The sequence below is a fragment of the Limnohabitans sp. 2KL-27 genome, assembly GCF_001269345.1.
Classification (GTDB): Bacteria; Pseudomonadota; Gammaproteobacteria; order Burkholderiales; family Burkholderiaceae_C; genus Limnohabitans_A.
The window spans coordinates 2,110,315-2,123,730 of sequence record NZ_CXOP01000002.1; the positions used below are offsets into that span (position 1 = coordinate 2,110,315).

13 protein-coding genes are annotated in these 13,416 nt (G+C 62.3%); 12 read left to right on the forward strand and 1 reads right to left on the reverse strand.

Going from position 1 to position 13,416, the window contains the following annotated elements; genetic code table 11:
- Window positions 1–110 precede the first annotated feature (110 nt).
- From LHAB_RS13010 to LHAB_RS13065, 12 genes are all read left to right on the forward strand, one after another.
- Window positions 111–1,598: a sigma-54 interaction domain-containing protein gene (locus LHAB_RS13010; protein WP_090046974.1), complete on the forward strand. Its 1,488-nt coding sequence runs from the start codon at window positions 111–113 to the stop codon at window positions 1,596–1,598.
- Window positions 1,599–1,609: 11 nt separating this feature from the next.
- Window positions 1,610–1,969: a flagellar hook-basal body complex protein FliE gene (fliE, locus tag LHAB_RS13015; RefSeq protein ID WP_090046976.1), complete on the forward strand. Its 360-nt coding sequence runs from the start codon at window positions 1,610–1,612 to the stop codon at window positions 1,967–1,969.
- 25 nt (window positions 1,970–1,994) lie between these two features.
- Window positions 1,995–3,854 (forward strand): flagellar basal-body MS-ring/collar protein FliF, encoded by a 1,860-nt coding sequence (gene fliF / locus LHAB_RS13020; protein WP_228763429.1) that lies wholly within the window; start codon window positions 1,995–1,997, stop codon window positions 3,852–3,854.
- Window positions 3,855–3,876: 22 nt separating this feature from the next.
- The gene (gene fliG, locus LHAB_RS13025) at window positions 3,877–5,010 is read left to right on the forward strand and encodes a flagellar motor switch protein FliG (RefSeq protein WP_090046984.1); all 1,134 of its coding nucleotides are present in this window, start codon (window positions 3,877–3,879) and stop codon (window positions 5,008–5,010) included.
- Window positions 4,997–5,917, forward strand: coding sequence for a FliH/SctL family protein (locus tag LHAB_RS13030; protein WP_194943180.1), 921 nt, complete (start codon window positions 4,997–4,999; stop codon window positions 5,915–5,917). Before fliG ends, LHAB_RS13030 begins: the two co-directional genes overlap by 14 nt.
- The gene (locus tag LHAB_RS13035; RefSeq protein ID WP_090047969.1) at window positions 5,917–7,236 is read left to right on the forward strand and encodes a FliI/YscN family ATPase; all 1,320 of its coding nucleotides are present in this window, start codon (window positions 5,917–5,919) and stop codon (window positions 7,234–7,236) included. The genes LHAB_RS13030 and LHAB_RS13035 overlap by 1 nt, the downstream gene beginning before the upstream one ends.
- A gap of 16 nt (window positions 7,237–7,252) precedes the next feature.
- Window positions 7,253–7,702, forward strand: coding sequence for a flagellar FliJ family protein (locus LHAB_RS13040; protein WP_090046989.1), 450 nt, complete (start codon window positions 7,253–7,255; stop codon window positions 7,700–7,702).
- Between the two features lie 155 nt (window positions 7,703–7,857).
- A complete protein-coding gene (locus LHAB_RS13045; protein ID WP_090046992.1) occupies window positions 7,858–9,042 on the forward strand; it encodes an ABC transporter substrate-binding protein in 1,185 nt (394 codons plus the stop codon).
- A 140-nt stretch (window positions 9,043–9,182) separates the two neighbouring features.
- Window positions 9,183–10,046, forward strand: a complete 864-nt coding sequence (locus LHAB_RS13050; RefSeq protein ID WP_090046995.1) for a branched-chain amino acid ABC transporter permease — start codon at window positions 9,183–9,185, stop codon at window positions 10,044–10,046.
- A 16-nt stretch (window positions 10,047–10,062) separates the two neighbouring features.
- Window positions 10,063–11,070: a branched-chain amino acid ABC transporter permease gene (locus LHAB_RS13055; protein ID WP_090046999.1), complete on the forward strand. Its 1,008-nt coding sequence runs from the start codon at window positions 10,063–10,065 to the stop codon at window positions 11,068–11,070.
- Window positions 11,063–11,842 (forward strand): ABC transporter ATP-binding protein, encoded by a 780-nt coding sequence (locus LHAB_RS13060; protein ID WP_090047001.1) that lies wholly within the window; start codon window positions 11,063–11,065, stop codon window positions 11,840–11,842. The genes LHAB_RS13055 and LHAB_RS13060 overlap by 8 nt, the downstream gene beginning before the upstream one ends.
- A gap of 1 nt (window position 11,843) precedes the next feature.
- Window positions 11,844–12,557: an ABC transporter ATP-binding protein gene (locus tag LHAB_RS13065; RefSeq protein WP_090047004.1), complete on the forward strand. Its 714-nt coding sequence runs from the start codon at window positions 11,844–11,846 to the stop codon at window positions 12,555–12,557.
- 5 nt (window positions 12,558–12,562) lie between these two features.
- Here the strand turns inward: LHAB_RS13065 and LHAB_RS13070 are convergent, their stop codons facing one another.
- Window positions 12,563–13,333 (reverse strand): IclR family transcriptional regulator domain-containing protein, encoded by a 771-nt coding sequence (locus LHAB_RS13070; protein WP_090047970.1) that lies wholly within the window; start codon window positions 13,331–13,333, stop codon window positions 12,563–12,565.
- Window positions 13,334–13,416 lie beyond the last annotated feature (83 nt).

The window sequence follows — 13,416 nt, forward strand, 5'->3', positions numbered from 1 at the left end:
ATCAAGTTATTAAAGTGCTCATTTTTGGACAATTCGGTGCTTTTTAGACACATTTAAATCTGGCACAAGTGTTGCTTCATAGGTTTCATCATGACCATGAGACCCACACCGTGAAGTCACCCACCGTTTCCACCCCTCTGGCGCTTTGGCTAGACCCCGAAGCCGCCCTGAGCCCCGAGCACAGCCATGCCTTGCAAGCGAGTGGCTGGGCTGTGATGCCCGTGACCACTTTGGACAACCTGCTGTCCCATGCCGCGGATGCCGCCATGGTGGTGTTGCACCTGACGCTGGACGCAACGCGGCTCAAAGCGGTTCAACAACTCTTGCAAGACGCTGGCCTGAGCACCCCCGTGGTGTGCCGCGTGGAGCGCCACGAACTGGACCTGGCCGTGGAAGCCACCCAAGCTGGCGCATTGACGGTCTTGGCCGCGCAAGACGTGCGCACATCCTCATGGCAGCGGCTGCACACCCAGATCAACCCCCACACCCCCCGCTTGTCGCCGCAGCCTGTGCGCAATGTGGTGTTTGTCGACCCCGCCAGCCAGCACCTGCTGGCCCTGGCCCAAAAAGTGGCCCAGGCCGATGTGACCGCCTTGCTGGTAGGCCCCACAGGCTCAGGCAAGGAAGTCTTGGCCCGCGTGCTGCACGAGGCATCGGCTCGGGCAAACGGTCCCTTTGTGGCGCTCAACTGCGCCGCCATGCCGGAAAACCTGATCGAGGACATGCTGTTCGGTCACGAAAAAGGCGCTTTCACCGGGGCCCACCGCGATCAAAAAGGCTTGTTCGAGCAAGCCCAGGGCGGCACCTTGTTTCTCGACGAAATCGGCGAGATGCCCATGCACCTGCAAAGCAAGCTGCTGCGCGTGCTGCAAGAGCGCCAACTCACCCGCCTGGGCGGCCAAAACGTGATCCCCTTGAACGTGCGCATTGTGGCCGCTACCAACAAAGACCTGAAGAAAGCCATCACCGAGCGCGAGTTCCGCGAGGACCTGTACTACCGCATTGCCACCTTCCGCATGCGCTTGCTGCCACTGGCCGAGCGCCCAGGCGACATCATGCCTTTGGCCATGCAATGCTTGCTGCAGCACGACAAGAAGCCTTGGCAATTGAACCCACAGGCGCAGTTGCAACTGCTGCAATACCCCTGGCCCGGCAATGTGCGCGAACTGGAAAACGTGATGCGCCGCGCCATGGTGCTGTGCACCGACCACGTGGTCACACCGGCACACCTGATGTTTGACGATTGGCTGACGGCCAGCGCAGCGGCTCCCGCCCCATTGGCCGCATCGGTGGGCCATGCGCCTGCGGACTTGTCCGTGCCCGTCAAGCCAGCAGCCTTTTTCGATGAATTCATGAGCGCCGCCCAAAGCAATTTTGGCCTGAAAGAGCCCGTCGTCGCGGACGAAGCCAACAGCTTGCCCACCGACCTGCACAGCGCGGCCCGCATGAACGAACACCAAGTGATCATGGCCACTTTGGCCAGCACCCCGAGCAAAACAGAAGCCGCCAAGCGCCTGGGCATCAGCCCACGCACCCTGCGCTACAAACTGGCCCAGCTGCGTGAGCATGGTCTGGGCATGGCCAGCGCGGCTTATTGAAGGAGACACGCATGATCGACAAAGCCATCTCTCCTGCCAGCATCCAGTCGATGCTGCAAACCTTGCGCAGCCACCAGGCTGAAGCCTCGGGCAAAACCGCGGTCATGCCCGGCGCGACCGAACTCAACGGCAGCGCCGGCGGTGTCCAGAAAACAGGTTTCTCCGATCTGGTCTCGGGTGCGCTCGGTCAAGTCAACAACTTGCAAGTCCAATCCTCGGACATGCGCGCCGCCTTTGACCGTGGCGAAAACATCGCGCTGACCGACGTGGTGCTGGGCATGCAGAAATCTTCGCTGGCCTTTGAGGCCACCTTGCAAGTGCGCAACAAGGTGCTCAAGGCTTACGAAGAAATTCTGAACATGCCGGTCTGACCCTCTCAACTGAAGAAGAACAAACATGGCCACAGCAACCGCATCGATGAACACTGGCGTGATGACCGCGCCAAACCCGTCCAGCAACACCCCCACCAACGTCTCTGGCGGCACGGCTTTGGCCGCTGCAGCGGATGCCAATGGCGCCGCCAATGCCCAAGCCTCAGGCGGCATGCTCAGCCCTTGGCGCACACAAGGCATGGCCGACACCTTCAAAGAGGTGATCAACCAACCGGCGGTGCGCCGTGTGCTGCCGCTGATCGTCATGCTGGCGGTCTTGGTGGTGTTCGGTCTGGTTTATGCTTGGATGCAAGCCACCCCCTACCGGCCCGTGATGCCCGGCCTGCAGGAAGCCGACCAGCAAAAGGCTTTTGAATCGCTCAAGACCGCCGACTTCAGTCCCAAGATTGACCCAGCCACTGGCCAGCTCACCGTGCCCAGCCAGCGCTTTCACGAAGCCCGGATTTTTCTGGCCTCGCAAGGCTTGCCCAAAGCCGGTGCGACCGGTCTGGATGGCCTCAAAGAGCAGTCGTCCATGACCACCAGCCAGTTCATGGAACAGGTCAAGGTGAACGCCGCCATGGAGCAGGAACTGGCCCGCAGCATCATGCAAATTGGCAGTGTGCAAAGCGCCCGCGTGCACCTGGCCACGCCCAAACAAAGCGTTTTCGTGCGGGATCGCACGCCACCCAAAGCTTCTGTGGTGCTGGCCCCCTACCCCGGCCGCGCCGTGTCCGCCTCGCAAGTGCAAGCCATCGTGCACCTGGTGTCCTCGAGCGTGCCCTATCTGGCACCCGACCATGTCACGGTGGTGGACAACGTGGGCAAGCTCATGACCGAGTCGGCCACCGAGCAAAAACTCGGCTTGACCTCGGCCCAAGAGCAGCACAAGCAGCAACTCGAAGAGGTGTACCGCAACCGCATCATGCAAATCTTGGCCCCCATGGTGGGCGAAGCCAATGTGCGCTCGCAAGTGAACCTGTCGCTGGATTTCACCCAGATCGAGAGCACGACCGAAGACTTTGACAACCGCGACAAAGGCCCCCGCACCCGCTCCGAGGTGATGGCCGAAGACCGCGCTGCCACCCGGTCCGCAGAAGGCGTTCCGGGTGCTTTGGCCAACACGCCCCCCGCAGACCCGACCACCTCCAACGCCACCCAGGTGGACGGCAACAAAGGCCAAGCCGAAGCCGGCAGCAAACTCAGCAGCCGATCCACCCGCAACTTTGAACTGGACCGCACGGTGCGCCATGTGCGCAACGCCACCGGCGGCATCATGAAAGTCAGCGTGGCCGTGGTCGTGAACGAACGCCCCGTTCCGCCGCCCGCCAAGGACGCCCCGGTGGTGCCCAACGCCCCCACCACCCAGGCCTACACCCCACAAGAGCTGGAACAGATGCTCCAAGTGGTGCGCGGCGTGGTGGGTTTCGACCAGCAGCGCGGCGACAATGTCTCGGTGGTGCCCGCCAAATTCGAGCCGGCCACGGCCCTGGAGACCATCCCTTGGTACCTGGAAGATGCGGTGCAAACCGGCATCAAGGGCGGCTTGCTGGCCATCAGTTTCATTGTCTTCATGCTGATCGTGGTGCGCCCCATCATGCGCAACATGTACGAGACCAACGCCGCCGCAGACGAAGATCAGGCCAAAGCTGCCCTCAGCGATGGCGAGTTGAGCGCAGACGACATGCGCATGATCCAGATTGGCGAAGGTGAAAGCCTGGAAGAGATCAAGGCCAAACTCAAGCCTAAGAAGTCGAGCATCTCCATGGACATGCTGGACACCGCCAACACCTACGACGACAAAGTGGCCCTCATCCGCATGCTGGTGGCCGAAGACTCAGGCCGCGTGGCCAACGTGCTCAAGGGCATGATCAAGGCCAACTGAAGCCCATCAAGGAACAACGACCATGGCGACCAAAAAACCCGACGACAAAGAAGCCAAAGGCGACAAGGCCAAAGACGGCAAGACCAAAGACGGCAAAGAAGCCGCGCCCGCCCCGCTGGGCGATGGCACCATCGCCATGACCGACGAGTTGGTCAAGGAATTGGCCGAACTGACCAGCACGCAACGCGCTGCCGTTCTGATGCTGCTGCTGGGCGAGCAACAAGCCTCCGAGATCATCCGCTTCATGAACCCCAAGGAAGTGCAGTCCCTGGGCGCCGCCATGGTTTCGGTGTCGGATTTGTCGCAAGAGGCGGTGAACATCGTTCTGGACGAGTTCGTCACCATGCTCAAAAAACAAACCAGCTTGGGATTGGGCACCGGCGACTATGTCGAAAAGGTGCTCAAACGCGCTTTGGGCGAGGACAAGGCCGCCTCGGTGCTCAGCCGCATCATGCCGGGCCAAGGCAGCAAGGGCCTGGAAATCCTGAAATGGATGGACGCCCGCTCGATTGCCGAGATGATCCGCGGCGAACACCCCCAGGTGGTGGCCATCATCTTGTCGGTGCTCGAATACACCGTGGCCGCCGATGTGCTCAACTTCCTGCCCGGCGAATCGCGCCCTGAAATCATCCAGCGCATTGCCAGCCTGGAGACGGTGCAGCCGTCGGCCATGGAAGAGCTGGAGCAGATCATGATGAAACAGTTCGCCACGAACTCCTCATCCAAGTCGTCCAGCTTTGGCGGTGTCAAGGCAGCCGCCCAGATCATGAACTCGGTCAAGGTCGAGCTCGAATCCTCCATCATGTCTGGCCTGTCGCAGATCGACGGCGAATTGATGCAGAAGATCCAAGACAACATGTTCACCTTCGAAAACCTGGTGGGCGTGGACAACCGCGGCATCCAGGCCATCATGCGCACGGCCGAACCCGACCTGCTGATGGTCGCCCTCAAAGGTGCACCCGACTTCGTCAAGGACAAGTTCCTCGACAACATGTCGGCCCGTGCCCGCGTCATGTTCGTCGACGACATGGAAAGCAAAGGTCCGCTGCGCATCACCGAAGTGGAAGAAGCGCAAAAGAACGTCATGCGCCTGGCACGCAAGCTGTCCGATGCGGGCGAGCTGGTGCTGGCGGGAGGCGGCGATGGCTTTGTCTGACCTCAACGAAAAGCCTGCGCCCTGGAGCCCCAACCCCTTGCTCAACAGCAAGGCCGAAGCCCCCCGCTTTTTGCGCACCCAATGGGACGAGGCCTCTGCCCGTTCCTTTGGCCCGTGGCGAGTGGCCGACAAAGCCGAACCCACCGAAGGCCTGATGACCGAAGCGGTTGCGCTGGCCGCCAGCGAAGCCGCCACAGAGGCACAGGGCGTTGTGCCGGTGACCGAAGAACCTGCGGCACTGGCCGAGTCCGAGTCGCCCTGGACAGAAGCGGCGCTGGACCAATTGCGCGACGAGGCCTATCAGAAGGGGCTGCTCGAAGGGCAAGCCCAGGTGCGCGCCGATTTTGAGGCCGAGCGCAACAAAGAACGTGAACTGATGCGCCACCTCGGCATCGAGTTGCGCAGCATCAGCCAAGACCCGCAGCGGTTTTTTGAACCCCTCAAACGCCTGTCCCTGCACCTGGCCGAACAGCTGGTGCGTGCCGAGCTGCAGCTCTCGGGCCAAGCCGTTCACAACCTGATCCAAGAATGCATCCAACAACTCGATCATGTGGTCGAGCCCGTTCATGTCAGCGTCAACCCCGAAGACCTGCAGCGCCTCAATGCGATGGGCGAGTCGGTCACCAAACACATGCAGCTCGAAGCCGATGCCCTGCTGCGCCCGGGCAGCGTGCGGGTGCGGGTGCAAGACAGCGTGATGCAAGACCTGATTGAAACACGCCTCGAACCCTTGGCCCGACGCTTGCTGTCTCAGCCAGACGCATGGATGCAGCAGTCTTCCCTGGTCAAGGACCGGGCCGAAGCCTTGCCTGCCAACACCCCGGTGCGTGACTGGCAGCGGCAGGTGGTGGATGTGCAAGACACCGAACTCAAACCCACAGCCAACCCGAACGACGACACCCCATGATGGATTTTGACGCCGAGGTCAAGCAGCTGATCGGTGAGCTGCACGCCCCCGAGCCTCAGCGCAACGGGACGCTGGTGCGGCTGGTGGGCATGCGGCTGGAAACGCGGGGCCTGATGGCACCGCTGGGCGCCTGCTGCGAAGTCGTGGGCCAATTCGGCCACCGGGTCGAGGCCGAGGTGGTCGGCTTCAACGACGACACGCTGTACCTCATGCCCTTCACCGAGCCCAACGGCATCGGCCCTGGCGCTCGGGTCACCGTGCTCAGCCATTCCTCAAGCGTCAACCTGGGCCCCGATCTGCTGGGCCGGGTCATTGACGGGCGCGGCCAGCCGCTGGACGGCAAACCCGCCCCCCATTGCACCGACGTGCTCAGCCTGTTGGGCCGCCCGCTCAACCCCATGGAGCGGGGCCCCATCCATCAGATCCTCGACGTGGGCGTCAAGGCCATCAACGGCGTGCTGACCATCGGACGCGGCCAGCGCCTGGGCCTGGTGGCCGGCTCGGGTGTGGGCAAAAGCGTCTTGCTGGGCATGATGACGCGCTACACCGAAGCCGACGTGGTGGTGATCGGTCTGATCGGCGAGCGCGGCCGCGAAGTGCAGGCCTTCATCGAAGAAACCCTCGGCGCAGAAGGCCTGGCCAAGTCGGTGCTGGTGGCCGCACCCGCCAACGTCTCGCCTGTGCTGCGCCTGAAGGCCACCCACATGACCCATGTGATCGCCGAATACTTTCGCGACCAGGGCAAAAATGTGTTGATGCTGGTCGACAGCCTCACCCGCGTGGCGCATGCGCAGCGCGAAATCGGCCTGGCCGTGGGCGAGCCGCCAACCGCCAAGGGCTACCCGCCCTCGGTGTTTGCGCTGCTGCCCAACCTGATCGAACGTGCCGGTGTCGGCCGCCACGGTTTTGGCTCGATCACGGCCATCTACACCGTGCTGGCCGAAGGCGATGACGCCAACGACCCGATCGTGGACATCGCCCGCGCCTCGCTCGACGGGCAAGTCATGCTCTCTCGCAAACTCGCTGATGCCGCCCACTACCCGGCCATTGACCTGAACGGCTCGATTTCGCGGGTGATGCAAAACCTGCTGAGCCCGGAAGACCTCAAGCAATCGAACCGCTTCAGGCGCTTGTGGTCGCTTTACCAACAAAACCAAGACCTGATCCAGGTGGGGGCCTACGAGGCCGGCAGCAACCCCGAACTCGACCAAGCCATCCGCTTGCGGCAAAGCATGGAAAAGTTTTTGCAGCAAGACATGCACACCAACATGGATGTGAACGCCACCCGCCATGAACTCCAGTCCCTGATGGCTGGCTGACCCAAAGGACCCCCCTGTGCGACAAGCCCGAAACTGCTGGCCGGCCTTGGTCAAAAAGGCCAACGACGAAGTCACCCAAACCCAAAGCGATCTGGTGGCAGCGCTCGCCCGTGTGGACCAGCTCAACGCCAGTCACCAACGCTTGTGCCGTCTGTACGACGAATACCGGCTCAAAGAGCAACAGCCCCAGAGCGAGGTCATGGGCATGCAAGCCAGCATGAACCAGCGCCAGTTCATGGCCCAACTGCTGAACCTGCAGCAACGTGTGGTGCTCGACATCAGCAAAGCCGATGCGCAGGTGGCCAACTTGCGCAAAAAACGCGTGCTGGCCGACATGGAACTCCAAAAAATGCGGGCACTGCAAGAACAAGACCTTTTGGCCGTGCAGCGTGAACAGCAAATGCACGAACAGCGGCACATGGACGAGCTGGGGCTGCGGCAGTTCAATTTGCGCATGCAAGGCTGAACGCCGAGCACAAAACCAAGGGCCGCTCGCCACGGCGGGCCAAACGCTGGGGCTCAGGACTTTCCCCTAGGAAATGCCCTGTCTGGGTGCCACATAATGGTTCGGTCAGCCCGTTGCACAGTGCGGCCGGCTGGTTTGCACCATTGGAGACACACATGACATCCCGACGTTCCGTATTGACACAAGGCGCTGCTTTGCTTGGCGCCACCTCCACCAGCTTGTTGGTGCCCCAAAGCGCGCAAGCCCAAAGCGGCAAAATCCGCGTGGGCCTGATGCTGCCCTACACCGGCACCTTTGCGCAGCTGGGCGTGGCCATCGAGAACGGTGTGCGCATGGCCATCAACGAGCAAGGCGGCAAACTGGGCGGTCGCGAGATCGAATGGTTCAAGGTCGACGACGAATCCGAGCCATCCAAAGCCATTGAAAACGCCAACAAACTGGTGCAGCGCGACAAGGTCGATGTGCTGATCGGCACCGTCCACTCGGGCGTGCAAATGGGCATCCACCGCGTGGCCCGCGAAAGCGGCGTGATCAACCTGATCCCCAACGCCGGCGTGCACATCGCCACCCGCGCCCAGTGCGCCCCCAACGTGTTCCGCACCAGTTTCTCTAACAGCCAGCCCACCATGGCGCTGGGCGAGGCCATGGTCAAGCGCGGCCACAAAAAGGCGGTGTGGATCACCTGGAAATACGCCGCGGGCGACGAAGCCTTCGAGGGCTTCAAAGAAAGCTACACCAAAGCAGGTGGCACCATCGTCAAGGAATTGGGCCTGCCCTTCCCCAACGTCGAGTTCCAGGCCCTGCTGACCGAAATCGCTGCACTCAAACCCGACGCCGTGGCCTGCTTCTTTGCCGGTGGCGGCGCGGCCAAGTTCTTGCGCGACTACGCTGCGGCCGGCCTCAAAGGCAAGATTCCGCTGTACGGCTCGGGCTTCCTGACCGAAGGCGTGCTGGACGCCGCAGGCCCTGCGGCCGACGGCGTGCTCACAGCCCTGCACTACGGTGACGGCATCGAGACCAAGCGCAACAAAGACTTCCGCCTGAACTACGCCAAGACCTTCAAGATGCAACCCGACGTGTACGCCGTGCAAGGCTACGACACAGGTTTGTTGCTGGTGCAAGGCGCCAACGCCGTCAAGGGCGATGTGAGCCAAAAGGCGGCCATGATCAAGGCCATGGAAGTGGCCGTGATCGACAGCCCACGCGGCAAGTGGACCATGAGCAAGTCGCACAACCCGGTGCAAGACATCTACCTGCGCGAAGTCTCCAACAAAGAGAACAAAGTCATTGGCATCGCGGCCAAGGCCTTGGCCGATTCCGGCGCGGGTTGCCGCATGTAAACTGCAAGCGCCTGCGGGTGGGGCATGCCCCACTGCTAGGCGCTGTCAGCCGTGACACGGCGGATTTCGGTCCGCCGTTTTCAATGGCGCTCGGCCTTGGGGCCTGCGGCGGCCCTCCTCCATTCCAAGTGTGATCCCCGATGGACTTTGTGAATTTTTTGATCCAGTTGCTCAACAGCGTCCAGTACGGGCTGCTGCTGTTCATGCTGGCCGCGGGCCTGACGCTGATCTTCGGCATCATGGGCGTGGTGAATTTGGCGCACGGCAGCTTTTACATGCTGGGCGCCTACCTGGCTTGGTCACTGGCCGCGCAATTGGGCAGCTTCACCTTGGCCATCTTGGTGGGGACCGCCTTGTCGGTGGCCTTTGGCTTGCTGATTGAGCGCTTGCTGTTTCGCCACTTCTACCACCGGGACCACCTCGACCAAGTGCTGCTGACGTTTGGCCTGATCTATGTGTTCGAAGAGCTGCGCTCCATGATTTGGGGCGACGACGTGCACGGCCTGCCCGTGCCCGAGTTGCTGGCCGCGTCCATCCCCCTGACCGACAACCTGTCGTACCCGGTGTACCGCTTGTTCATGTCGGGTGTGTGCCTGGTGCTGGCTTTGGGCCTGTATTTGCTGATTTCCAAAACCCGCTTGGGGATGAAGATCCGCGCGGGGGCCTTCAACCGCGAGATGACCGAATCGCTGGGCATCAACATCCAGCTCATCCACTCCGTGGTGTTCGCTTTGGGCATTGGGCTGGCCTCGATCGCGGGCATGATCGCCGCGCCCGTCTCCAGCGTCTACCCCAATATGGGCAGTCAGGTCTTGATCATGTGCTTTGTGGTGGTCGTCATTGGCGGCATCGGCTCGGTGCGCGGCGCCTTGATCGCCGCCTTGCTGGTGGGCCTGGTCGACACCTTTGGCAAGGTGCTGCTGCCCCAGGCCTCCGGCATGCTGGTGTATGTGCTGATGGCCGCCGTGCTGCTGTACAAACCCGAAGGCCTGTTCAAGCAATGAAGACGAAAAGAAGCCCATGAGCACGCCCCAAATTCACCTCGAAACCCTGCCGCGCAGCATCCAGCTGGTGATGGTGCTGGGCTTTTTGGCGCTCGCCGCCTTTCCCTTTGTGGGCTCCGACTTTTACACGGCCATGGTCGTGCGCATGATGATCCTGGCCATCCTGGCCATGAGCCTCGATTTGCTGCAAGGCGTCACCGGCCTCGTGTCGCTGGGCCATGCGGCTTACTTTGGCCTGGCCGGTTATGTGCTGGCTTTTGTCATGCCGCAAAACGAACCCATCAGCCTCTTGGCCAGCTTGCCACTGGCCGTGGGTGGAGCCGCACTGGCGGCTTTGGTGATTGGCTTTTTGGTGGTGCGCACCCACGGCATCTACTTCATCATGGTGACCATGGCCTTTGCGCAGATGATTTTTTACATCTTCTTTGACAACAAGGCACTCGGGGGCTCGGACGGTTTGTTCCTGAACTTCCGCCCCGATGCGGGCATCATCGATCTGGAAAACAAGCGGGTGTTTTATTACTTCACGCTGGGCTGCTTGCTGGCGGTGTATGTGTTTTTGCGCCGCCTGCTGTGGAGCCCCTTTGGCCGCGCGCTGTCGGGCATCCGCGTGAACGAGCACCGCATGCGGGCACTGGGTTTCAACACCTTCAGCCACAAATTGGCGGCCTTCACGCTGGCCGGGGCCTTGGCTGGCCTGGCGGGTTATTTGTTTGCGGCGCAAACCGGCTTTGTCAACCCCGAACTCATGGGCTTTCACCTGAGTGCGCACGCCATCATGATGGTGATTTTGGGCGGCATGGGCAATTTTGCGGGGGCCATTGTGGGCGCCTTCAGCTTTGAGTATTTGCTGCACCTCTTCAAGGACCTGCCCGATGTGGGCGGCTTCAAAACCGGCAAGCACTGGCAAATGTGGATGGGCCTGTTCATTGTGGCGCTGATCATCTTTGCGCCCAAAGGCATTTTGGGTCTGCTCAACCGGGCTTTCGGTGGCCCAGCGGCCAAGGGGACAGGCCATGACTGATCGCCCAGTTTTGATGTCCGCACGCGCCTTGACCAAGCGCTTTGGTGGCTTGGCGGCCGTCAACGAGGTCTCTCTGGATTTGTGGCTCGGCCAGATCCACGCGGTGATCGGGCCCAATGGCGCGGGCAAATCCACGCTGACCAACCTCCTCTCGGGCGACCTGCCACCCACCAGTGGCAGCATCACCTTGGGCGAGCAGCCCATCACCGGCTGGACCCCCGAAAAAATTTCTCGCCACGGCCTGGGCCGCAGCTACCAAAAGACCAACATCTTCAGCACCTTCAGCGTGTGGGACAACGTGCGCCTGGCCGCGCAGTCGCGGGTGCAGCCCTCGCCCTTCAACCCCTTAGGTTGGGTGCGGACCGCAGCCCGCATGCAGGCCGTCAACGATCGGGCCGAACGCGCCATCGAACTGGCCGGCCTGCAAGAGCGCCGCCATGCCCAAGCCGGTGCCACCAGCCACGGCGAGCAACGCCAGCTCGAAATCGCCATGACCCTGGCCACTGAGCCCCGGGTGCTGCTGCTCGACGAGCCCTTGGCCGGCATGGGCCAGGCCGAAGCCGAGCGCATGGTGCAGCTTCTGCTGCGCCTCAAAAATGAACACGCGATTTTGCTGGTCGAACACGACATGGACGCCGTGTTCACCCTGGCCGACCACCTCACGGTGATGGTCAACGGGCAAGTCATTGCCAGCGACACGCCTCAGGCAGTGCGGGCCGATGCGGGTGTGCAGGCGGCCTACTTGGGCGAAGAAGTGGGTGAGGGACACTGAGATGAGCGACTTGTTGATCCAGGCCCAAGACCTGAACACCTATTACGGGGCCAGCCACATCCTGCGCGGCGTGAACTTTTCTGTGGGCCGGGGCGAGACGATCGGCCTCATGGGCCGCAACGGCATGGGCAAGAGCACCCTGCTGAAATCCATCATGGGCATCGTGCCACCGCGTTCGGGCACGGTGGACATCATGGGCCAACGCATGAACGGCCGCCCCACGTTTGAAGTGGCGCAAATGGGCATCGCCTATGTGCCCGAGGGCCGCGGCATTTTTGGCAACCTGAGCGTGGTGGAGAACCTGCAAATGGCCGCCCGCCCCGGAACAAACGGTCAGCGCGACTGGACCTACGAGCGGGTGCTGGAGACCTTCCCGCGCCTGAAAGAGCGCCTGGGCCATGGCGGCCAGCAACTGTCGGGCGGCGAGCAGCAAATGCTCACCATCGGCCGTGCGCTCATGACCAACCCCGACGTGCTGATACTGGACGAAGCCACCGAGGGCTTGGCCCCGCTGATCGCCCGCGACATCTGGCGCATCTGCAGCCTGATCAAGGCCAGCGGCATCAGCTCGATCATCGTCGACAAGAACTGGAAACACGTCACCCAGATCACCGACCGGAACATCATCCTGGTCAAGGGCCAAGTGGTGTTCGAAGGCGCCACGCAGGACCTGCTCGACGACCCCAGCGTGCTGGAGCAGCATCTGGGGGTTTGATCCCCTCACAACAAAGGCCGCAACTCCCGAGCGGCTTCCAGCAGCAAGGGCAGCCACTTGCGCTGCACCGCAGCGTCGCTCAACTGCTCGGCCGTGCCCACCACGTTCAGCGCGGCCAAGGTCTGCCCCTGCATGTTGCGCAGTGGCACCGCCAGCGCGTGGATGCCCAGCTCGTGGCCAGCGCGCGCCAGGCAGTGGTCGGCCTGACGCACCTGCTCGATCAGTGCCTTGAATCGGACGGCATTCACCTCGGTTTGCGGCGTGATGCGGGCCAGCTCGCGGCCCTTGAGCCAAGCGGCGAAATCGGCCTTGGGCAGGCTGGCCAGCAGCACGCGCCCGGTGGACGTGGCGTGCGCCGGCAAACGTGCGCCCAAGTGCAGGCCATAGGCCAGGTGCCGCACCGGCTCGGCCACGCCAGCGCTGCGGGCCACAATGACGCATTCATCGCCATCGCGCACCACCGCGCTGAAGGCCGCTTGCGTTTGCGCGGCCAAGCGGTTGAGCGTGGGCTGCAAGGTGCGCGGCAGGCGCGAAGTGGCCATGTAACTGCCCGCCAAACGCAGCACCCGCGCCGAGAGCCAGTAGTGCGAGCCATCGGTCTCCAGATAGCCCAACTCGGCCAAGGTGAGCAAATGCCGCCGCGCCGCCGCCCGCGTGATGCCCGTGCGCTGCGCCGCCAGCGTGGCGTTCAGTCGCTGGCGCTCGGTGTCAAAGGCTTCGAGCACGGCCAGCCCCTTGGCCAGGCCTTCGATGTAGTCTGCTTTGGCAATCGTCATGTGCACCTTCATGAAGTGGGCGCGAGCCCTTGCGGCCGAATGAATTGCGCGATCATCGCACAACTTATCGTGCCATCGCACAA

Excerpts from the sequence above, each read along its gene's own strand:
- fliE (WP_090046976.1), top strand. The coding sequence starts at position 1,610 with ATGATCGACAAAGCCATCTCTCCTGCCAGCATCCAGTCGATGCTGCAA.
- fliF (WP_228763429.1), top strand. The coding sequence starts at position 1,995 with ATGGCCACAGCAACCGCATCGATGAACACTGGCGTGATGACCGCGCCA.
- fliG (WP_090046984.1), top strand. The coding sequence starts at position 3,877 with ATGGCGACCAAAAAACCCGACGACAAAGAAGCCAAAGGCGACAAGGCC.
- LHAB_RS13030 (WP_194943180.1), top strand. The coding sequence starts at position 4,997 with ATGGCTTTGTCTGACCTCAACGAAAAGCCTGCGCCCTGGAGCCCCAAC.
- LHAB_RS13035 (WP_090047969.1), top strand. The coding sequence starts at position 5,917 with ATGGATTTTGACGCCGAGGTCAAGCAGCTGATCGGTGAGCTGCACGCC.
- LHAB_RS13045 (WP_090046992.1), top strand. The coding sequence starts at position 7,858 with ATGACATCCCGACGTTCCGTATTGACACAAGGCGCTGCTTTGCTTGGC.
- LHAB_RS13050 (WP_090046995.1), top strand. The coding sequence starts at position 9,183 with ATGGACTTTGTGAATTTTTTGATCCAGTTGCTCAACAGCGTCCAGTAC.
- LHAB_RS13055 (WP_090046999.1), top strand. The coding sequence starts at position 10,063 with ATGAGCACGCCCCAAATTCACCTCGAAACCCTGCCGCGCAGCATCCAG.
- LHAB_RS13060 (WP_090047001.1), top strand. The coding sequence starts at position 11,063 with ATGACTGATCGCCCAGTTTTGATGTCCGCACGCGCCTTGACCAAGCGC.
- LHAB_RS13065 (WP_090047004.1), top strand. The coding sequence starts at position 11,844 with ATGAGCGACTTGTTGATCCAGGCCCAAGACCTGAACACCTATTACGGG.
- LHAB_RS13070 (WP_090047970.1), bottom strand. The coding sequence starts at position 13,333 with ATGACGATTGCCAAAGCAGACTACATCGAAGGCCTGGCCAAGGGGCTG.